The organism is Novipirellula rosea, assembly GCF_039541335.1.
Classification (GTDB): Bacteria; Planctomycetota; Planctomycetia; order Pirellulales; family Pirellulaceae; genus Novipirellula; species Novipirellula rosea.
Genome location: NZ_BAABGA010000107.1, coordinates 81,995 through 103,205, shown reverse-complemented (window position 1 = coordinate 103,205; position 21,211 = coordinate 81,995). Strand labels below are relative to the sequence as shown.

General features: G+C 53.5%; 19 protein-coding genes. 8 read left to right on the top strand and 11 right to left on the bottom strand.

Annotated elements, in window-relative coordinates; all coding sequences use genetic code 11:
- Nucleotides 1-30 precede the first annotated feature (30 nt).
- Nucleotides 31-483 carry a hypothetical protein gene (locus tag ABD971_RS30645; protein ID WP_345327481.1) on the top strand — a complete coding sequence of 151 codons (453 nt, stop codon included), beginning with the start codon at nucleotides 31-33 and terminating at the stop codon, nucleotides 481-483.
- On the top strand, nucleotides 480-1,424 hold the full coding sequence (locus ABD971_RS30640; protein WP_345327480.1) for a hypothetical protein: 945 nt from the start codon (nucleotides 480-482) through the stop codon (nucleotides 1,422-1,424). The genes ABD971_RS30645 and ABD971_RS30640 overlap by 4 nt, the downstream gene beginning before the upstream one ends.
- Before the next feature lie 502 nt (nucleotides 1,425-1,926).
- On the opposite strand, the gene ABD971_RS30635 is transcribed toward ABD971_RS30640, so the two are convergent.
- A complete protein-coding gene (locus ABD971_RS30635; RefSeq protein WP_345327479.1) occupies nucleotides 1,927-2,337 on the bottom strand; it encodes a hypothetical protein in 411 nt (136 codons plus the stop codon).
- A 739-nt stretch (nucleotides 2,338-3,076) separates the two neighbouring features.
- Here ABD971_RS30635 and ABD971_RS30630 point away from each other — a divergent pair.
- Together ABD971_RS30630 and ABD971_RS30625 are read left to right on the top strand one after the other, a co-directional pair.
- A complete protein-coding gene (locus tag ABD971_RS30630) occupies nucleotides 3,077-4,492 on the top strand; it encodes a glycoside hydrolase family 5 protein (protein WP_345327478.1) in 1,416 nt (471 codons plus the stop codon).
- A gap of 390 nt (nucleotides 4,493-4,882) precedes the next feature.
- The gene (locus tag ABD971_RS30625; RefSeq protein WP_345327477.1) at nucleotides 4,883-5,899 is read left to right on the top strand and encodes a 3-keto-disaccharide hydrolase; all 1,017 of its coding nucleotides are present in this window, start codon (nucleotides 4,883-4,885) and stop codon (nucleotides 5,897-5,899) included.
- 129 nt (nucleotides 5,900-6,028) lie between these two features.
- Here ABD971_RS30625 and ABD971_RS30620 read toward each other — a convergent pair whose 3' ends face one another.
- On the bottom strand, nucleotides 6,029-7,156 hold the full coding sequence (locus ABD971_RS30620) for a patatin-like phospholipase family protein (RefSeq protein WP_345327475.1): 1,128 nt from the start codon (nucleotides 7,154-7,156) through the stop codon (nucleotides 6,029-6,031).
- A 614-nt stretch (nucleotides 7,157-7,770) separates the two neighbouring features.
- On the opposite strand from ABD971_RS30620, the gene ABD971_RS30615 reads away from it, so the two are divergent.
- Both ABD971_RS30615 and ABD971_RS30610 read left to right on the top strand, forming a co-directional pair.
- The gene (locus ABD971_RS30615; protein WP_339946263.1) at nucleotides 7,771-8,031 is read left to right on the top strand and encodes a hypothetical protein; all 261 of its coding nucleotides are present in this window, start codon (nucleotides 7,771-7,773) and stop codon (nucleotides 8,029-8,031) included.
- 194 nt (nucleotides 8,032-8,225) lie between these two features.
- Complete coding sequence (locus tag ABD971_RS30610) at nucleotides 8,226-9,050, top strand: ParA family protein (protein ID WP_339946262.1); 825 nt, start codon at nucleotides 8,226-8,228, stop codon at nucleotides 9,048-9,050.
- 28 nt (nucleotides 9,051-9,078) lie between these two features.
- Here the strand turns inward: ABD971_RS30610 and ABD971_RS30605 are convergent, their stop codons facing one another.
- Nucleotides 9,079-9,735: a hypothetical protein gene (locus tag ABD971_RS30605; protein WP_345327472.1), complete on the bottom strand. Its 657-nt coding sequence runs from the start codon at nucleotides 9,733-9,735 to the stop codon at nucleotides 9,079-9,081.
- 340 nt (nucleotides 9,736-10,075) lie between these two features.
- On the bottom strand, nucleotides 10,076-10,687 hold the full coding sequence (locus ABD971_RS30600) for a peptidylprolyl isomerase (RefSeq protein ID WP_339946260.1): 612 nt from the start codon (nucleotides 10,685-10,687) through the stop codon (nucleotides 10,076-10,078).
- A gap of 445 nt (nucleotides 10,688-11,132) precedes the next feature.
- On the opposite strand from ABD971_RS30600, the gene ABD971_RS30595 reads away from it, so the two are divergent.
- Nucleotides 11,133-11,981, top strand: a complete 849-nt coding sequence (locus tag ABD971_RS30595; RefSeq protein WP_345327471.1) for a hypothetical protein — start codon at nucleotides 11,133-11,135, stop codon at nucleotides 11,979-11,981.
- 237 nt (nucleotides 11,982-12,218) lie between these two features.
- Here ABD971_RS30595 and ABD971_RS30590 read toward each other — a convergent pair whose 3' ends face one another.
- The 7 genes from ABD971_RS30590 to ABD971_RS30560 form a co-directional block, all read right to left on the bottom strand.
- Complete coding sequence (locus ABD971_RS30590) at nucleotides 12,219-12,914, bottom strand: DNA alkylation repair protein (protein WP_345327470.1); 696 nt, start codon at nucleotides 12,912-12,914, stop codon at nucleotides 12,219-12,221.
- Nucleotides 12,915-12,953: 39 nt separating this feature from the next.
- Entirely contained in the window at nucleotides 12,954-14,852 is a 1,899-nt protein-coding gene (locus ABD971_RS30585) for a Xaa-Pro dipeptidyl-peptidase (protein ID WP_345327469.1), read from the bottom strand.
- A gap of 82 nt (nucleotides 14,853-14,934) precedes the next feature.
- Nucleotides 14,935-16,566 (bottom strand): arylsulfatase, encoded by a 1,632-nt coding sequence (locus ABD971_RS30580; RefSeq protein WP_345327468.1) that lies wholly within the window; start codon nucleotides 16,564-16,566, stop codon nucleotides 14,935-14,937.
- A gap of 377 nt (nucleotides 16,567-16,943) precedes the next feature.
- On the bottom strand, nucleotides 16,944-17,240 hold the full coding sequence (locus ABD971_RS30575) for a hypothetical protein (RefSeq protein ID WP_345327467.1): 297 nt from the start codon (nucleotides 17,238-17,240) through the stop codon (nucleotides 16,944-16,946).
- An 866-nt stretch (nucleotides 17,241-18,106) separates the two neighbouring features.
- Complete coding sequence (gene map / locus ABD971_RS30570) at nucleotides 18,107-18,904, bottom strand: type I methionyl aminopeptidase (protein ID WP_339946254.1); 798 nt, start codon at nucleotides 18,902-18,904, stop codon at nucleotides 18,107-18,109.
- Nucleotides 18,905-19,174: 270 nt separating this feature from the next.
- Nucleotides 19,175-19,672 (bottom strand): formaldehyde-activating enzyme, encoded by a 498-nt coding sequence (gene fae / locus ABD971_RS30565; protein ID WP_339946253.1) that lies wholly within the window; start codon nucleotides 19,670-19,672, stop codon nucleotides 19,175-19,177.
- Nucleotides 19,662-19,802, bottom strand: a complete 141-nt coding sequence (locus ABD971_RS30560; protein ID WP_339946252.1) for a hypothetical protein — start codon at nucleotides 19,800-19,802, stop codon at nucleotides 19,662-19,664. Before ABD971_RS30560 ends, fae begins: the two co-directional genes overlap by 11 nt.
- A gap of 40 nt (nucleotides 19,803-19,842) precedes the next feature.
- On the opposite strand from ABD971_RS30560, the gene ABD971_RS30555 reads away from it, so the two are divergent.
- Nucleotides 19,843-21,114 carry an ATP-grasp domain-containing protein gene (locus tag ABD971_RS30555; RefSeq protein WP_345327466.1) on the top strand — a complete coding sequence of 424 codons (1,272 nt, stop codon included), beginning with the start codon at nucleotides 19,843-19,845 and terminating at the stop codon, nucleotides 21,112-21,114.
- Nucleotides 21,115-21,211: the final 97 nt, after the last annotated feature.

Sequence of the window (21,211 nt, the reverse complement as noted above, 5' to 3'; positions counted from 1 at the left end):
TTGGGGCTTTCAAGGCCAGGAACTGAGCAATTGAGCTTTCGAGAAGTCAAATGCATCCGATTCAAGCGGATTCACATTCGTCCTGGAACCGATGACAAGGCGGGGCACTGGTGGTTTGAAATTGGAGATCCCACAACTCCGATGTCGGAAAGTTTCGGCTGGTGGCCCGCCGAAGTTCTGTCTTACCCTAAAGTCTTTCTTGGTGTTGAAGGTTGTTTGAATGGTGGACGTTCGAAAAACAATCCCTACCGGGACCCGCACCACGCTGAGTCTGCGGACGAGGAGTTCTTTCCGTTGGTGAAGGTTGACGATGTCCGGACAGACAAGCAAATTGCAGACTGCCTGCGGTACTTCGCCCTGAACTACCATGGTTCGTGGCAGTGGTTTATTGGCTGGGGACAAAATTGCCACAACTTTCAACGTGCTGCACTGCAGCACTGCGAACTAATTGTCTCCAAGAGTGTTCAGCGAGTAAAACTATGATTGATCAAGAGCACTCACGAACCAAGTATTTCCGCAGCTTCGCTGGCTACAAGCACCCAGTCGTACCACAGGATGAGGTTTCGCTTCGCGACGCAAAGAGACTCGCAACCTACTACGAAGCCGTTTTCAATACGGCTGGACGACTTGTTAAGTTTATTAAGCACCTTCGTCAGACGGACACGACGGGCGAGTACTGGATCAAGGCGTTTTCAGAGGTCTACGTTTACTGGGACAACGGATCCGTCAAGCGACGCACATTTCAGGTTGATGGTCACACTGATCAAGTCTGGGAGTTCGACAAAAAGCGCACTAGGTGGACTGATTACATTGACGGCTTTTGCCATCGCTGGTTTGGCTCTGTGAAGAAAGATGCAGAACCATCACTTGCCGAAAAATCGCTCTTGTTTCACGAGCAGGTCACAGAACTGGAACAGACACTGCTTGCTGCATGCAATACGTCAAAGCGGGATGCCCATTGGGCACGTCAAACGACCACGGAGTTGGTGCAGAGTTTCCGTGAAGTCATCCTGCAAATGGATCCCTACGAGGCGCCGCTAATTTGCGCTGCTGGCCTTGGAATGGAGGAGGTGCAATTCTTCCAGGGGTTTGATGATCCGCCACCAAATTTGTTTGGGATTCTGTTGGAGCAGTTGGGCGATTTCAAGAAGTTGATCGTGTTTCCAAGAATCGACTTCGATGATCAAGCAAAAGCGTGGGCACAACAATCTGAGTTGGGGGCCGTCTTGGCTACACCTGTCATGGGTTCAGACGGAAATAACTTAATTGAAGTGTTTACCGTTTTTCTCTTGCTTCAGTCGGAACCTAACTCCGAGCAAGTCGCTGTGATGAACTCCCTCGTTCGTAGGTTTGCGATCTTGATGCAGCTTATCGTAAACCAGGCCGGAATCGCTGAACTCTATGAAAGCCGCCGGGATTTGTGATGAACGCGATCTAGGCGGCCCTTTTGGGTGGGAGCTTTGGTTCTGCTTCACTTGAAGGTTTGGATGGTGCGGATTGCTCACCGTTGTGATTCCACCAACGGGCCAGTTTCTCTGTCAGCAAACGCTGCTTCCGCTCTAGCTCGGTTTGTGGGGGGGGTGGCGGGGATTCCTTCCTAGCTTTGCTCATTTACCTCTCCTGCAGGGGACTCCAATACAAGCAGAGCATACATCGTAGGTGATTTCCGCGTCAATCTTGAATGTGACATGGGTAAAATAACCGGATAACTACATCTGTTGCTCCACCGCTAATGCCAGCGAACTTGATAAATCTAAGGTCCGGTTTGCGTTGAGACCACAGCCTGTGCCGCTACGTCGGACGCACCGTTTCCTTTGGATCAAAAAATTTCGCTCGACCGTGCATACGACGCCAAAATGTGCTGTAGCCGCGTCGATGGTTGAAGACGCTCAGGTGACTGCTATGGGAGTTTCTTGAGCCTTGAGGCTACGCGGTAGAAACAGTCTCGTCCGGATTGATTTTGAAGGCGGGATTCTTGATTGCATCGCTCAGCATCGATTTGGCACCGACTCGTGAAAGTCCGCGGGCGAGAAGTTCCGATTTGGCATGGCCCAGCAGTTGATCGAAGGGCAAGGAATCATGCTTGCCGAGGACGATTGTGGCGATCTCTTGAATAACGATTGGCGTCGCCGTTCGCTTCTTTGTGGCGTCCACACCGCGGGAGGACTTCACCTTTGTCTTCCCATCTCGCAGGGCGGACAGGGCTGACTGGATCTGATCCAACTGTTTCCCCACTCGCTTCGATTGAGCAGACAGATTGTCAAGCTCCATAGTGAGGGACACTTCGTGAGCGGTCAGCTTTTCGATGATGTCGCTGAGTTCTGCTTGTGCAGCCATTTTTTGCTTTTGGGGTTTTCAGGTTTGGATAGGACACTTAGGTGTGTGGTTGTGGTGATCAGCTAAGCTATAGGTAATGCCAACAGCACATTCGCAATTTGAAATATTGTCGAACCAACATGAACAGCGAGAGTCGGTCAGTGGTGATCAAGCGACTAAAGCTCTGGACGTCATCGTCCTCTTCTGCCAATCGATGTCTTTTGCTGAGCCTCGTTACGTTCGTCCAGAGGGGACATTGGATTGAAGCAATGAGCGACACAATTGAGCGATCCCCTCTCGGGTCGCAGTGGGTAGCATTGGCCACGCCTCCATCACCGCGTTTAGATCACTGTCATTCGCAGCGAATTGTGGACAATTCCTGTCGCTGCATCCCTGCCAATACCCTGCCAATGAATTTGGCGTTTCCGTAAGTTCCTTACCGCAAAGGCAGTTAGGAATCGCGGGACGCGGGTTCAATTCCCGCCGCCTCCACTAAAGCCGAGTTGTGAGAAATCGCAACTCGGCTTTTTCATTGGAAATGCAGCGTTTTTGACCGTCGATCATAACAATGTCAATCAAGACGGTATTAGCCCATCACTGGCGGATCGCCGACGAATCCTCAAGAATCGTCTCGGAAAACCAGCGGGTCAGGACATCGGAAACCTGCATAAGCTAAACGCGGTCACCCGCCGGCCCTTCCTCCTGTCATTGGACATTGGCTACGGATAAATTTTGGCCAAGCAATCGCGAAATCATAAGAATGCAACTTCGAATCACACTCATCCTGCTCGTTTTGTTCACTCGATCGCTCGGCATCTCCAGTGCAGACGACGTCGCGATGCCGATGGCAATTCGCGATGATCAAGGCCGCCAAATTGTTGCGACGGGCTTTGTCACGATTACCGAAGACTTGCAGGGGACGGTTCGTTACACCGCGGACGATTATCGGCGGATGGTGCAAATGGGGGCCAACTTTCAAGTCATCCGCACGGCGCTTGGGCGTTTGGGCGGCTGGCCAGGTAAGGACGAGGATCCTGCCTACTTGCAGCAACTCGACGAGATGGTCCGGTTGGCTCGCGCCGCAGGAATGCAGTCCATCTTCAAGTTGGTGGTCTATGATATCCGGCCTTTTGGGCATCCGCAGTGGGATGCCATCTACGAAAACACGAACGGCGCTCAGGACCAACTGATTCATGCTTGGAGCAAAATTTGGACTCGCTACAAAGACGACCCGTCGGTGTTCGGTTACGACATTCTGAATGAACCTCAACACGGCTTGGATCCCAATTTGCAACGTTGCTTTCGCGAACAGTTGCTCCCGACTCAGCGGCGAATGGTTGACGCGATGCAGGCGATCAGCCCCAATAAATGGGCTCTCTATCAACCGTTGTATCGAGAGACGGGAGCAGGTGAGGGGCCTTTTCTGCCGATGAACGTTCCGTTCGGACGGAGCCGCGTCATCTATGCACCCCATCTGTATCAAATGAATTTGGAACGGATGCGTAAGACACTGCGGCGTTATGAACGCGAAGCCGCAATTTCTCAGGCACCGCTGCTGCTAGGCGAATGGGGGCCGGCGACGGACATCGCAGCGGATACCGACGAAACGCTGCAGTCTCGGTACAGGGACGTCTATCAGGTGACGGCTAGGGAACTGGACCGCCGCGGTATCGGGGCGATCAAGGCTTGGTTCTGTGGCTCTCGAGTGGAACTGAGGTCCAAGCTGCGGCGCGAGCTGTTCACATGGGCTATCTTCTCGGACAAGACCCCGGTTGGGATCGTCGAACGAAAATTCATCACAGACGTTCTCGCACGCCCTCGCCCGTTGGCGATTGCGGGCGATTTAAAAGACTGTCGATATGATTTTGCCAATCGCGTTTTGGAAATAAGACTCAAGCCGGACGCGACGTTGGGCAGCAGTGTGATTTTTGTTCCTCGGGACCGTTTCTATGAGGATGGATTCCGCGTCGAAATCGGTTCGGAGGTGGTGTTGGAGATGCGTCCAGGCGAATCGCATTTATTGACGCCAAGCGTCTCCGATGCGACGCTTCGTGAACAAGCCAGTGCACTACGATGGGACGCTGATTCGCAGCGTCTCATCATCAAAGATTGGGTAATGGATGATCCCATGCTGACCGTACGCCTTTCGCCGTTGGCAGCAAAGAAATCGCGGTAGCAAGCCGTGAGTGAGAGCGTGCAAGAAATATAGGTGACACGCGGCAAGTGCCAAAAAAGTCGATTCGGGATTTCAGAGGAACGTTCAAGATCGCGGTCTGTTAAGATGGCTCTAGCTGTACCGCGTCGTCCCAAAACAATTGAACGGGCCAAAACAATTGAACGGGACTGATACGAGTGAAACGAACAAGACTTGCGTTTTAAGTCGTTTCATTTCATCCCAAAAACTTGGACGCGTGGACTACCGCAAATGGCAACTCTGTCTTTCAAAGGCGTTAGCACTCGTTGCGTGGGCGAGCGTGGCGGCTTTTAGACCCGGCGTTAGCGGTCAAGATTCGCTTTCCGCCAGTCCAACCGATATTCATCTTCTTTACGACACGAGCAACGAATCATGACGAAGCCTGATCGATTCTCACGCATTAACATTTGGATTCTTGGCAGGCTTGCCGCATTGATCGTCGGCGCAAGCCTGGTTGTGTCAACGTTGCAGGCTGAAGAGATCACCGGTGATTGGTCTCTTGACCTCGAGTCGGGCATGCCGGCCTGGATGCGTGTGGTTCCGCAGGACGGTCAGCCGCAAGTCTATATGCGTTTGTATATTGGTCCCACCGGCCCCTATGCTGCCGAGCAGGTAGAGGGGCGATTGAAGTTTGAGATTCGTAGAAATCCAAAAAAGAAGAATGGGCAAGCTTCGGTCATCAAGGTGGACGTTGGTTTGAAGCAGGGCAAGCTTGACGGTTTCCTTGAGCGTCAACTCGCTGATGGGACTTCTCAGCGAGAAGCGTTTACAGGAACCAGAGTCCCGCCGATGCCCGCATCGGCACCCGACTTATCGAAGGTCCGGTTTGGGTATCCGCACATGATCTTCAATGGAAAAGACATGAGCGGTTGGCGAACTCACGAATCTGACAAGACGAATGGTTGGAGCGTGATCGATGGTATGCTGGTGAACACCACCACCAAGACCGACTTCAGTCCCACCGGTTCGTACGCAAATTTACGAACCGAAGCTGAATTTGAAGACTTTTGGTTGCACATCGAATTCCTGGTGGAAGAAGCACGCAACAGCGGTATTTATCTGCGAGGAATGTATGAGGCTCAGGTGGTCGATCGGGACAGTCGGATGCAAGGCATTCAGGGGGTGGGCGCCATCTTCGGTGCGATCGCGCCTTCGAGCAACGCCGGAAAACCGGGAGGCCAATGGCAAACGTACGATCTGACCCTCGTCGATCGGCACGTTACCGTCGTACTGAATGGCGTCAAAGTTATCGACAACCAACCCATCGACGCCCCGACCGCGGGAGCCATCTACACGAACGCCGCCGCACCGGGGCCAATCTATTTGCAGGGTGACCATACCTCCGTCAAATACAAAAACATCTATTTAGCACCGGTACTGAAAGATTGATCGTCCAAGCACGAAGCGTTCAGTCGCTTTAACGTTTGCTGGGCTGTTGAAAATAGCATCATCGGTGATGACGAGAGCAGCATTTACAACATTCGCATTTACAAGCGAATCGGAGAAGATCACGGTTGCTCAGGCTGCTTTGAAGAGCACTTGTTTGCGTGGCACACGGCCAATCGTTTGATGGCCGTAGGTGGAAAGCGTTGCATCGGCGACTTCGAAGCCGTGGCGAAATAGCAAACTGAACTCGTGATCGGTCAGCCGTCGCAGCGTGGTTTCTAGCTGCGAGACCAAACGAACTTCGCTATCGGTTAATGCGGGTTTGCCGCCAACGGGGCTTCGCGAATACACCTTCTGTGTCCTCAGTCCGAGTCGCAGATAGGCTCCGGTTCCAGGATTCTGCTTAAAGTATTCCATCAGCATCCGCGCCCGTAGACTACGCACTTGGTCGGTCGCAACATCCACCAACCGCATCGATGCCTTTAAATATCCGGGCCGCCAACGGGATTGCCTTGTTTCGGTTGAAAGTGGGCGTGATGCATCGCAAACGATTAAGAAATCGGTCCCTTCGCGTAGCCCGTCGCCGGGCTTGAACAGTGATTCGACCCCTAAATTGTCATACACTCCACCGTCCCAAAGATGCAGACGTTTGTATTTAGGAGCGATCGTGTGCCAATCGTCTTCGCGAAATTCACTCCATTGATGTTGTCGTGATCGGATCATTAGCGGACCGATCAAACCGGGGACTGCCGCGGATGCTGCCAGTGCATGTGACAATCGGAAATCGGGATCGGTGATGTATTTGGTTTGGTAATCGCCCATCAAGTCACGTTGAAATCGCCAGTTCTTTCCGGTCTGGTAGCAGGTCGCGTTGATGATCCAGTTCGGCGCGATTGGCAAATCGGCCAGCGATCCGGTAATGCCCCACTTGTTCTCCAGAGCATCGCCTAGCACCGAGGCTCGGCCCGAGGCGAGTCGCCAAGGCCGAAGCAGCGATTTCAGTACGTACGTCTGCTGAACGTTTCGCGTTGTCAGCACTGACAAGCATTTTGGCACGATGTCGTGCAAATATTCTTCGCTATTGGGCCAGCGGTATCCGGCCGAGGCAAAGACAAGTCCTGCCGCCAGCGAGCCGCCTGAAACACTGGAGATGATCTTTACGTTGCAGAGCAGATCGTGCCGCGCCAGCCGAGCGAGTACACCTAGGTGAAACACCGTCGCTCGGACGCCACCTCCTGAAAATGCGAGTGCGATCTTCATCAATCTATGGGGGATCTGGGGCGGGACAAACGTGAGAGGGGCGGGCGAGAAACTTGCGATACGGTCACGCGATTGGCGAGGAAATGCCTCGCTTTTTGTAGAGTCTGCCAGCGAGCCGAAGCATAGCAATGCTCCGTTTGCCAGATCCATATCAATCGCGAGAGAGTGAGCAGTGGGGAGGCGGCAGCGGAGAAGATTGCTGCGAGGTTGTGGTGGCGACCTCCGGCCTGTTATGTCATAAGTCCGGCGAAGGAAGTTTTGCCGTTCGAAGCGTTGTTGTACTTTTTCAAATTTGGACCCCCTGATCGACGCCCCGCAATGCGGCTGCGTCAGTGAAACACGGGATAAATGAGTCAGCTGAAAAAATCGTTAAATTTGACTTAAGTCCCCTAACCATCAAAGTCGATGATTCGACTAGGAGACAAACGGCGACGGCGGCTTGCCCCGTGGTTGACGCTGTCGCCGCCCCCAAAATGTTGAGCCTCTGGTGATGCGCCGCTGTGCGTGAAACGGAGGTTGTCCACGAGAGGAAAACTGGTCCTTTCGATCCACGTTCCGAGATGTAGCTGATGCCTGAATCGAAATTTCGCGTTGTTTCTGAGAATGGTTCTTCCATGGCAAGACCCGCAAAACGAAAGTTGACACTTCACCATTCCGAAGAACGCAAAGAACGCGAATTAGACCGCATCAGCGGCGTTGCCGCCCCCAAAACGGTGGACGTTTCGCTCAAGCAGATTGTGCCACTTTTGATTGACGCCGAGAAATCGAACCGAACTTGGCTTTCTGACTTTGCGGACGACACAGTTCGTATCGACGCGGACCTTTACGATGTGTTATTGGCATACCAACAGTACCGTCAGAGCGAAGCCGCCTAGCCTGGCAAACGAAGGGCTGTCCCGCTGAATTGGCCGTTTGAGGTCGTAAAGAGGCGGTCGGTTTTGAGGCGGAAATGGGAAACATCCGATCGCGTTGTCGCAGGACGTGGTCGAGCGTGATCGAGAATCAGCCTGCGAATTACCTGTAACCGCTACCTACAAACGCTAACTCGCCCCATCAAGGATGATGAACCATGCGATCTATCGCTGTGATTAACCAAAAAGGTGGTGTTGGCAAAACGACCAGCTCCGTCAATCTTTCGTCAGCACTCGCGGCTCAAGGTCGTCGAGTTTGCTTGCTCGACCTCGACCCCCAAGCTCACGCTTCGCTGCACCTTGGTATTACCGCCGTTGATGGCGAAGCCAGTATGTACGAGGTGCTGTGCGGCGAAGCGACGATCGCGCAAGCACGTTGCTGGGTCAATGAAAATCTGTGCGTGATTCCATCGAACTTGGATCTTGCCGCTGCCGAACTGGAACTTGCCAGCGAGGTGGGCCGCGAAATGATTCTTCGCGATAAGCTCGATGCCGATGACGAGCCGTTTGATTATTTTATCCTCGATTGTCCTCCAAGCCTCGGCGTTTTGACCGTGAATGCATTGGTCGCGGTGAATGAGGTCTTTTTGCCTCTGCAACCACACTTTTTGGCGCTGCACGGGTTGAGCAAACTACTTCGCACGATCGAGGTGGTTTCGCGGCGACTGAACAGCGACCTGCGTCTCTCGGGCGTGATGCTTTGCATGTATGACTCCAATACTCGACTGGCTGCCGAAGTCAGCACCGATATTGACGAGTTCTTTGAAGCAAGCAAGGGAGCTCGCGAGTTTTACCGCAGTGCCAAGTTCTTTGATACTCGGATTCGCCGCAACATTCGTTTGGCCGAGGCTCCTAGTTTTGGTAAGTCGATTTTTGAGTATTCCGCCGAAAGCAATGGTGCGGTTGACTACCGGGCTCTTGCCGACGAAGTGATCGCTCAAGAAAACACGTTTGTGCGGATGCCAGAGCAAGCTGCGGCGTAACTCGTGGCTGCAACGCAGGCGTTAGGTGTTAGAAGGCGAACTTGTAGCCCGGAGCTTGGCATGCTAGTTTCAAGCCAAATTGGCTTGCTGCTCGGGGTAGCAAACTTAATTGCAGAGGGCCGCGTCCGAGGCGGATCACGGTACCGATCGGTTTCATTCCCACATGGGCGAATGCTCGGGAAGATTTCTCGTTGGTCCAATCCATTGTGGTGACGAGTGTGTCCGTATCCACCAATTGATTCTCGATAATGTAGGACATCATGCAGCCGATAAATCGCTTTCCGCGCTGATCGGGATGCGTCCACGCGTTGAACAGAAATCCGGCACGTGGCGGCAGATGAACCGAGGTGCCCAGGTGGCGGGCACGTGAGAAATTCTCGTTGGCGTCGACTGATTCGATCGCGATCCACAGATACGAGACGACATCATTTTCAGGTGTTGTGACCACGACCACCCTACGCTGGCTCGAAACGTTTCGCGGGCTGCCGATCTCTGCAGGAGCCTTGCCGGCTTGGATCAGTTCGAAGAGTTCTCCCGCGCCAGGCGAACGCAATGTGTAGCCGTCGGGTAAAGTCGGAGCGAGGAAATCGGCTGCTTCAAGATGTAGCAATCTTGTTGCATCGGCGATTTTGAACCGACGAGCAAGGGTGTAGGCGACACGAAGAATGAAGAGGGGCAATTTCATTCGGGATAAAGCTCGTGGGGATGAAGAGCAGTGCAGGAGAGCCATCTCGGCGCGGAGTCCACCGTCCTCTGAAACCTAGTTCTTAAACGCGGCAACTCGCTCGATGTGTTAACGCAGAATTTGCATTTGCCGTGGTCACGCGAGCGAATTTTGACGATCTTGCGGAATTTTCGCAGCGAATCGGTGCGACGTGTCGCGCCGGTGACACTTTCAAACTGTGGAAGACGCGTGGCGTCAGGGCGCCAGGGCACTTGCGGCGCAAAAAAAGAGCCTCCGGACTTTGGAAGAAGGCCGGAGGCAGGAGTGCATTTGATTTTTTGGGGATGTGGAAAACCCGGTGTTATTTCTTTTCAACCACTTCGATGCTTTTGATAACAATCGGGGTAGTCGGAACATCTTGCATCAGCACGCCGGGAACCTTTGGGTGGGGCTTCGACTGCGTTGGTGCTTTTCCGATGCGGTCAACCACCTCTTTTCCTTCGACGACACGCCCGAAGACGGCATATCCAAAGCCGTCCTGCGAGTTTTCGCGGTTTAAGAAGTCATTGTTTGCGGTGTTTACAAAGAATTGGCTCGACGCGCTATGGGGGGCGCTCGTGCGTGCCATGGCGACAGTGTAGGTCAGGTTTTTCAGACCGTTTCCGCCTTCGTTTCGCACCAGACGCGGTGCATCTTTTTCTTGCATATCCGCGGTGAATCCACCCCCTTGGATCATGAAGCCATCGATGACCCGGTGAAAGATTGTGTTGGTGTAGTGGTCTTCTTTGACATACTTTAAGAAGTTATCCACGGTTTTGGGGGCTTTGGCCGCATCCAATTCAATGACAAAGGCGCCTTCGGTCGTATCGACCTTCACGTAGGTCGCTTTGGCGGGAGCTTGGGCACGAACTGCCGTGCAGGTGCCAAGAACCAAAGCGGGCAACGCCATCATCAAAGCCAGTCGAGAAACCATTCGTTTCCAATCCTTATTCGCGTAATTTGAGTCGATATTGAAGGTACAGCTACGATTTAAGCGACCCAGGACGTCCGCGTAAAGTCCGGAGCTCACAAACGGTCGAATTCTGTCCGCGATTGCAAGCATTCCTCAATTGGGGCCACCCACTTTTTTCTCGCTACGACCCGGCAGACACGATAGAATCGGGGTAGTTTCGTTCCTACCCCGAGGAGGACTGGCGATGTCCCGCTTAGCTCGCAGTAAGGTGATCGATCCGGCTGAAATACAGGTCCTCCATACAGTCCAGCGTTGTGTACGCCGGGCATACTTATGTGGCGAGGACGTCTTCACGGGGAAATCGTTCGAGCACCGGCGCGAGTGGATTCGTAATCGCCTGGAGTTTCTTGCGTCTGTGCTAGCAATTGATTGTCTCACGTATACCGTCTTGAGCAATCATGTACACATGGTTTTGAGAAGTCGCCCGGACATTGTCAAAACCTGGTCGGACGATGAGGTTGCAAGGCGTTGGCTGCGTCTATTCCCCAAGCGAAAGAATCAAGATGGTACCGCCGCAGAGCCGACCAGACCTGAAATCGACATGATCGTCAATCAGCCCGAAGTATTGGCGGAGCGGAGAAAACGCTTGAGTGATGTTAGTTGGTGGATGCGATGCGTTTCAGAGAACATCGCTCGCCGATCCAATCGCGAAGATGACTGCACGGGGCGATTCTGGGAAGGGCGTTTCAAATGCCAATTGTTGTTGGATGAAGCGTCGCTGTTGGCGTGTTCTGCTTATGTTGACCTCAACCCGGTGCGTGCTGCGATCGCAGAAACTCCGGAAGAAAGTGATTTCACTGGCGTAAAGGATCGCATTGATGACTTAAGTTGTCGTGGAGATCGCAGTCGTCCATCGACGCATGATTGGGAACGAAGTCGCAGCCGCAGAAAGAGTGGTTGGATGAGCCCGATCGAAATTGATGAGCGTCACGACGCGGTCGGACCCGATCCTGAAACCAACGGCCGTCGAGCGAGTCGTAAGGGGTATTTGAGTATTTCAATGCTCGATTACTTACAGCTACTCGATTGGACCGGACGTGAAATTCGAGCTGGCAAAGCAGGTTCGATTCCAACTCATCTCGCTTCGATTCTCAGTCGCATTGGCTTGGATCCACCCGCATGGTGTGATCTCGTCAAGCGTTTCGGACGCCTTTACCATCGGGCTGCTGGCACGCCAGAGCATTTGGCTGAAGAGGCCACCCGTCGCGGCAACAAGTGGATGTGTGCTCCGGGCAACCCTCTTGCAAGCGGCTGATGCCGATCGCGAGAACTTTGATTTTTAGAACGAGACATCACTTGCGTTAACTGCTGCGCTGATAGTGGGAATCGCGACTTAAATGGTGTGGATTCACGCCGTTATTGCTCGCCGCTTGCGTCAATGCCGTGCTCGCTTCGTATGGCAAACTGTTGTGAACTGATAAATGTCTTAGTCCTTGGCGAAAAATTCGGGGACCTCTGATTTAATAGTTGGGTGGCCCCAATTAAGAGGGTGTCAGCTGGGGCGACGTTTTCGCCGCCCGTGCTTCAGTGCTCGCTCGATGTACGCTGCGGCATCCGGCGTCTTGCAACTCGTATCGCCGTGATCCACGCTAACTTTGCCAATTGCTTTTGCGACACCAAACGCTCGGTCACGATACGATGGCAAATAAATCCCGATCGAAATTAAAGCTTGGTTCATCGCGTGTCTCGCTTGATTCGGTGCGTCGTGAATCGTCGACTCAATTCGGTCCAACGCCGCCTCGGCAATTTCGTCCGGCACATTCGCGGTGTCGTGAACCAGCCAGCTCGCAAGCAGTGTGTATGCGGCGGATAAACTCCGCTCCTGACGACTCTTGGACCATTTCTTCCACTTCGCTGCTGCGTAATACGTACGTGAGGCTAAATCCGCAACCATGCCAACAAGCAACGAATACGTCATCCGCTTCAGCCAATCGTCGATCTGCCGTGAGCTAACTTGCGTCGGATCCGCGATTAGCAACGCCAGTGTCATGGCGTCGCTATTGCCCGTGTCCATCAACAATTCGGCTAGCTCTTGATCTCCACGATGCCGCTTCTGCAGTGGACGTAAATCGCCGAACTTAACCCCATACAGCGGTTCGGAAGCTCCGTGGCGTAAATAAGTTTTTCGCGTTTGAGCAGAACCGAGGGACTCGAGTTCTGCCATGACTTCTTTTACTGTGGGATTCATGCCGAGCGACCATTTCCGAAAACGTTATCAAGATCGTGACTATGACTTCGCCGATGGTGTCACCGCTTCGGTCGGTTTGCTCCCGGATGGCTTCTGAGTCGACTTCTTAAATGCGTCGACTCCGCCCACCACAGGTAAACTCAACTGCGTCGCATCGAGATCGACCGTCAATTCGGTACCGGGGGTTGGCCATAGTGTCACATTGCGATCACTCGAAAAAATCATCAGCCCTATCTGCTGGCCCTTCGCAATGATTTGATCGTCTGGCTGAAGGTCAAATTTCACATCGTAAAACTTGCCTGGTTCAAGCGGCTCACTCTCGCGAATCGAATGCTGATTTTGAGGATCCGCCCAGCCACGGGTGATGATGTTGTCAGTGATCTTTGCCTTCTTGTCATTGTTCCATGGCAGCGAGACAAGCCAAACTGACAGATTCGCAAACGGCTTGCTGCTGGCCAATTTCAATTCGATCTTTGGTGTCCCTGAGATATGCAGTGGCTCAGTAAGCGTTTCGGAGACATAGATCAGTCGATGCTCGGTCCACTCGGCTTGGGCAAGTGATTCGCCGCTGAATGAAAAGTTATCCACCAGCGTCTCGGTTCCTTGACCCGATTTTGAATCAAGGGCGAGCGTACCGCGCTCGGGGGCTCCCGCGGTCAGCCGCAACGTTACCGGTGACGCTGCGGGATTGGGATAGTCCTCGTACGAAGTTGGATTATCTTGTTTGGCATCCTCTCGCACGATCCAAGCTCGCGGATCCTTTTCGACATCGTTCTCGACTCCGTGGAGATACCGAGTGAACCATCGATTCATCAATTTCATTGGCGGAGGCCCACCGTGTCCGTCTTGGTGATAGTAGGTCTGAACCGGAACCCCTTTCGCTTTGACAGCTTGGTAGATTCGATTGCTGTGTTCCGGCACGACGTTCCAGTCATTGAATCCGTGCGACATCAACAGCGCCGCTTTCATCGGACCGAGGTCATGGATGTAGTCACGTTTTGCCCAGAAGTCGTTGTAATCACCGCTGACGCGATCCATGCCTTCTGCCATTTCTTTGTCACGAATCTCACAGTCGCAGTACTCGCGTCGTGCCGCATTCCCACTGTGAATAAAGTCGTACAAATAGTCGACGTCCTCGCCGAGGTAACCGCCCGGATGACGCACCAAGCCATTGGATCGGTAGTAGTGATAGTACGAGGTGTTGGGGGCAACCGGAATGATCGCTTCGAGTCCTTCAACGCCGGTGGTCGCCGCTGCTAACGGGATTGTGCCGTTGTACGATGTTCCCGTCATTCCCACTTTGCCTGTGCTCCAATACGCCGTTACGGGTTCGTCGCCATCAATCGACGTGTACCCCTTCCCGCGACCACACAACCAATCGATCACTGCCTTGGGCGCGAGCGACTCGTTGTCACCTCCGATCGTCGGACACCCTTCGGAGAGTCCCGTTCCCGGCGACGAAGAATGGACAACGATGTAGCCACGAGGTACCCAATCTTCAACATGTCGCTTTGAGATGATCGGTCTCTGGATCTTTAGTTCGATCTCGGGCATATGTTTCCGTGGCGGCGGCACCTCACCCAGTTCATGCCGCGTGTTCCAGAAATATTTTTCGTCAGAATCCCCGACGCCACAGTAGTAAGGACTTGATCCATAGACCACCGGCAATTTTAAGCCTTCTGTATCGGTTTGTCGAGGCCGCGTGACATCCACATGCATGCGATCGAGTTTACCATCGCCATCGGAATCAAATTCGGTTTCCACCCACAGATCGTGTCGAATCCAAAAATCGGAATCCTTAAACTCCTCGACAATTTGGGCTTCACCGTCCTTAAATACCGGGACGGCATGCTTTGTCTCTTTTGCATAGATCGTCACGGCGGTGACTACATTAAAAACGGCAACGATCGCTAGCGATCTCGATAAACGCGTTGTCATGGTGCTCTTTGTCTTGCGAATTCAGTAGGAAGAGTAAGGGGCAGTGAACAATGAAATGCGGATTAAATCTCGTGATCTAAGATCAGTTCGCATTTTGACGAGTTAGCTTGTCATAGATCGGAAGCGCGAAATCGGGCTCGATGGATCGTATATCCAGATAGGTAGCTTCGAGTCGCTTGACGATCTCGGGATGATCCGCAGCGACGTCATTTTGTTCGTCGCGATCGGTGTCCAAGTTGTAGAGTTCCCAGTCGCCAGGATTCTTTTTCAGCAGATCTCGTCGAACCGCTTTCCATTTGCCATCGCGAATAGCCACGATGCCGCCGTAATTATGGAAATCCCAGATCATCGGACTGTCGCGTGTTGGCGTTGACGAGGATGTTAATTCCGGCAGTAGACTGATCCCGTCCAGCGATGTGCTTTTCATCGATTCTGTATTTTGCAAATCAATCTTAGCGACCTCGCTAAGTGTTACGAACCAATCGGGGAAATAGGACGGCAATTCCGAGACGCTGTTTTCTTTGACGTGTCCTGGCCATTTCACGATACAGGGAACGCGGATTCCGCCTTCGTAGCAACTGCCTTTGAAACCCCGCAGCCCGCCAGTCGAATTGAAGAAAGTGCAAGCGGCACCGCCAATATGAAAGCGAGGATCGCGGCCTCCGTGCGTCGGTCCGTTGTCCGAGGTGAAAACGATCAGGGTGTTTTCACTCAGGCCATGATTCTCTAAACGCTCAAGGATCGTGCCAACGTGTTCATCGAGATCCGAAATCATCGATGCATAAGCCGCGCGTGGCCGAGGGTGTGGCAAGTATCCGTTTTCGCCTCGATAGGGCCCGTTCTCTTCGTCCCAAGATTCCGGGTACTGGTCCAGCCATTGCTGCGGAGGCTGCATCGAAACGTGAGGTTCCACAAACGGCAAGTACAGAAAGAACGGTTTGTTTTTGTTCTTGTCGATAAACTTGGTCGCCTCGGCAAGAATTAAATCCGGAGCATAATTCTTTGCCCGGTAGTCGTCCGCAATGACCTCGCCCTCGGGTTTGCGGTCGTGTCCAGGAATCGGGTAGAGATTGATTTGGACTTCGCGTTCGTCGCTGTCAAGAAACGGAGGGTAATAGCTATGAGCGTTGCGTTGGCAATTGTATCCAAAGTAACGATCAAACCCTTGCTTGATCGGCGAGCCGGAGGTGTTCGAAGGCCCGAGCCCCCACTTTCCAAATGCTCCGGTGACATAGCCTGCGTCTTTTAGGACTTCGGCAATGGTGACGGCGTCATCCGTGATCGGCCATTGGCCTGGGTAGATGCGTCCGTTACCGGAATCGCGATTTCCACGGATTTGGGCATGTGACAAATTCTGTCCCGTCATCAGCACGCAACGTGCCGGCGCACATACGGGGGCACCCGTGTAGTGCTGAGTAAAACGCATCCCTTGACTGGCAAGCCGGTCGATGTTGGGAGTTTTAATTTTTTCCTGGCCGTAACAGCCAAGTTCCCCATACCCCAAGTCATCCGCCAGGATGAAGACGATGTTTGGTTGATCGGTCGAGTCCGCCCACACGACGCCGGACGCCGCAAGCGGCAGCGCGATGGAAAAGACGATCCGAAGCAACGAGCTGGCAAATCGGGGTGAGGGGGATCGCCCCGCCGCAGCGGTGTGGATGGATTGATGTTGCGACGACCGAAACGAAGAACACAGACGAAATGATCGATTCATAAGATTTTTTTTGCGATGGCGTGGACGCAATGGCAACGAGGCCGGCGAGAAATTTTTATAACAATCGCAGTATAAGTAACGAACTCGCTCGATGCGCAATGCATCGCTGATGAACCGAAAAGTCGTAGCAAAATTTTGTTGATCGAGGCTCGATTAATTGGGGATCCGTTAATTGTGTAGAGCGGATTTGCCAGCCGAGTGGATGAGGATCCTTTCGTCTGCCGTTCCGGCAAGCTCCTGAACAGAGGCAATGCCCGAATCGTGGGCGAGGTCGATCCGCAATGTCGGCATGCGCTCATCAAGGCAAGCGAATCCTCATTGACGGATTCCCTGCGATGCCAGGAGCGAAGAGAAGACCATGCTGCCGCAAGCCATGGTTATCGCTGGAGACTACTTGGGTTCGACGCCGTCAAGCCTTGGGATAGCATTCCCATTGGGGTACGCATTCCTGGTTCTCGCTCTTGTGAAGCGGGGTTGAAGAAAGCGTTCAGTTCGCAATGCAGCTTCGCACAATCGAGATACCGTTGTCGACATTCGGCATCGTTTTGCAGTAGCAGCTCAAGCCGGCGAAGATCGGCTTCGGAGATGTTATTGTCGAGCATCTTCCAGCTGAGTTCTTCGACGTCGTCCATCTGAGACGAGGATTCATTCCCTGGGGTTGCATTCATGACCATGTTGGTCTTCCTTGTCTAAATTCGCTTATCAACCGACGAGGTGCATCGACACTCGTTCGAGGTCGTTGGCGTCGACGGATCGTGTTTGCAGGTGTCGATGATGATGTCGGCAATCGAATGTTGTTATCGAAAACGAAAACGGATAACACTCGAGCGACCGTGCAAGACTTGTAGCAACTGATACACCAACCTGAATGTTGTTTTCGTTTGGGTGTCAGAAGTCGCCTTCGCGGCAAGTTAAGGTTGCACGCGTCAAAAGCACTCGAAAAGAGACGTCATTGTTGCCGACAAAAACGGCAGCACCGCTGGCGTTTTATGCAGCACCGGGCGTCAAAAATGGCAGCGAAGCAAGAGCCGGTGCAGTGCTTTGGCGCTGTTTCGCGTCCCTCGCATAGGGTGGCGATTCTGTGCCGATGGTTGGCAGGCGGCGCTAGAATGCAGCGGAGTTGGAGGGCTTTGCCAGATGCTTTCCGCACCTGCAAAAAAAGACTGCTGATTTCGTAGCTTTGATCACAGGCCGGAGGCCGACACACCCTCTGTCGGTGGCGTGAGCTACCGGCTAGTGGAGGTGAGAAAACAAAGCCCAGCGGGCGGCACACTCTGCCGTCAGTGTGTCGGGCCGTCAGTGTGTCGGCTTCCGGCCTTACGGCGACAGGTCGCCCCTAAACTGTGGGCTCACGCCAACGGCAGGTCATGTTTCGGCCTCTGGCCTATTTGCTTGCTACTAAATCAGCCGCCGACGAAGTTGGTGCAGAGGTGGCAGGAAACGAGTGCAACCAAATAACACGGCAACATCAAAGTCTCAGCAGTTCAGGCTAGACCCAGGCATGATGGCGGCGGACACGGTAGCCGCCGCAAGTGCTTGACTAGAACTGATGACCGCGACGGGGGCCATTTTCGGTCAACGTCAGGATCTCGGGACCTTCTTCGGTCATCAGCAGCGTGTGTTCAAACTGGGCGGACGGCAGTCCGTCTTTGGTTCGCACGGTCCAGCCGTCTTGTTTGTCGCAGCGGGTGTAGCGAGTTCCGGCGTTGATCATCGGCTCGACGGTAAAGCACATTCCCGGAAACAGGCGGTCGCTACGGCTTTCGCGATTTGGGTAATGAGGGATCGAGGGATCGAGGTGGAATTGGCGACCGAGTCCGTGCCCCACATATTCTCGCACGACAGTGAATCCACGCTGATGTGCCTCGGGCACAATCGTCTCGCCAATCTCGCTAACACGGCAACCTGGGGTCAGCGCTTCGATCGCTAGGTACAGGCAATCAAACGCACACTGGGTCACGGCGCGACGTTCTTCACTGACTTCATCAATCAAGAACGTTTCGCTTTGGTCGCCGTGCCATCCGTCGACGATCGTGGTGATATCGACATTCACGATATCGCCGGGTTGCAATTCGTAGGGGCCCGGGATGCCGTGGCAGATCACCTCGTTGACACTGACACAGCAACTCTTGGGATAGTTTTGATACCCGAGCGTCGCGGGAACATGCCCATGATCTCGCGTCCACTGGGCAACAAGATCATCGATGCTTTGCGTTGTTACCCCTGCGACGACGTGAGGACGGATGAAGTCCATCAGGCGGGCGTTAACTCGACCGGCGCGTCGCATTGATTCTCGCTGGGCCTCGTCCAGGATCAATTTTTTTTGCTGTTTAAGCATTACACTATTCTCGAATATTGGACTTGTCGCTGCACAAGTTGAAAAAGAGGGCTGAGGGGGGACTGCGTGATCCTGCCTTTGGTTACGACGCCCTTAAACGATCATACCAAACTGCAATGGCGTTCCCAAGCGCCAAAAACGGGTTGCGACAAAAGGAGCAAACCAAAAAAAACTCCTCGATTCATGGGGAACCGAGGAGCCTTGGTGTTCGCGAAAGGGCTTTCAAAGGCAGGAAAGGCCTCGTTGCGTCCCTGTTTTCTTGAGCAACGACTAGAAGCCCTTGAAAGGATGGGCTGCGGAGTCTTTTTTCGCAAGCATTTCATCGACGGTCGGTTTTCCACCCATCGCGGCGACGAGCGATTGCTTGGTCGCTTCGTAGTTGTAGTTGTAGATCTTTTCGTCGTCTTCGGCGTGCGGGTGAATGAATACGCCACAAACGCAAACGAGGTCTTCGGCTTGATCCTTCGGAATAATGCCTTCGCTAACCGAGTCGGCAACCGCTTTGGCGACTGCGGCTTGAGCCGGACCGAACATTTGTACTGCTTGTTTCATCCCCTTGATCGTTACTTTGGTGATCATCACGGTCGAGGGTTTGACGGCGACGTTGGGCTCGAGAACGGCAAGCAGGTTCGTGTGACCTTCGCTCTGGTTGGACAATGCGTTGGCAAACGCGGCTCCCACAGGACCGTTTTTGCTGCCGATCATCAAGTCGATGTGTGCGATTTCGTTGCCATCGCCGACTAAAGCTTCACCAATGTTAAACTGCATGGATGGGGACTCCGCTGGGAAGTTGTAGGGTTGAGGAAGGACACAATGTGTTGTATTTGATGGTTTCGGGGACCAGCGTCAATTCGGCACGGGCATCCGAAGCAACGGGAACGGTACCAGATTCCTTCATTTCGGGCCACTCCCCCATTCATTCGCGTGGAACGACACCCTTGAAAAATTGCAGCTCGCGACCGACCGTAACGCTTGTCGGGGCAAGCGTGCGAGCGGCTGCACAATCGGCAAAGCGTGCCAATTTGAAAGTCGTCGGGTTTGATTTGTTCGGGGATAGCGATTGCCGAGCCGCCTGTGATCAATTTGTGCTGATTACGCCGCAGGAACAGCCCGGCTTTTGTGACCCGCTGCCTCGTCATGATGCGGTGCTCTCCGTCGCGAATTCGTTGCTGCTATTCGTTGGTGGTTTTTCCAGAGACGTTTGTTCACTGTCCTCAACCCTCTCCCCTGTCTTTCAATCGACTGTCCTTCATTCGACTGTCCCTCAATCGGCAGCAGGATCGAAGCAACAGGATCCCCACTTCTTGGAACGTTTGGCCTCGGCGGTGGGTATGAAATTTCCTCGCACGCTGCCATCGGACGACGCGTCTCGACGGCATGTTAGCGAGCGAATCACGTCCACCGGCGAACGCTGGCTGTGCAAAGACGTTTCGAGCAGCGGTGGCATCCACGTCCGCTGGGTCTCTGATCAACAGTCCACACCGCTGCGACAACATTCCAACTCGATTTGTTATCAGCAATGGATCGCGGGCAAGCGGTTCGGTGCGTCTTACCTGAGTGACGGAAACGAATCAGTGATGCTCGGAGTTTGCCGTTCACTGCATACTAGAAAGCATCCGTTTCCGTTCGTGTACGGCGGGTCCTTGGGGCCTGTATCGCTGACGAGGCAGCAAACCGAAACGCTCGGCCGACTTGGTGACACGCTTGTTGCGATGACAGCACTGACGGGATTGTTCGGCATCGACGTGATCGTCGACGCCCAAGAAAATCTTTGGTTACTCGAAATTAACCCGCGCTGGACCGCGTCGAGCGAACTGATCGAACGAGACTTGATCCGCCGCAGCATACTTCAGCAGCATGAATCGCTGATTGGATCGGCATGCAAATGCCAAGTCCCTAAGATCTGTGGCGAATGGAGATCACCTTCGCTTGCCGAGCTCAAAAGGCGGCTTTCGCATAACAACCAGGTCATAAACCCATTTGTAAAGAAAGTTGTCTTCGCACGGGAAACTGGAACGTTGGATCGGGATGCACTCTCGCAAGCGGAAACGAACGGCATTACCTGTTATGATCTTCCTGACCACGGCGCGCCGATCACCAAGGGGCATCCGCTGTGCAGTTTGATTGGTTCAACTCAATCGCTTTGCCAAGGAACCTCGAATATGAGACTGCGGAATAGCGTTCGCCTTGCACAGGCGGCCATTCGCTGAATTGCCGAAACGCAGTTCGGCAGGAGTCTTTCAGTAAATTGGCCGTTTCGACGCTAGCCCCGGTTCCGTCGCTGAACTGGGGCTAGCGCCCAAACGG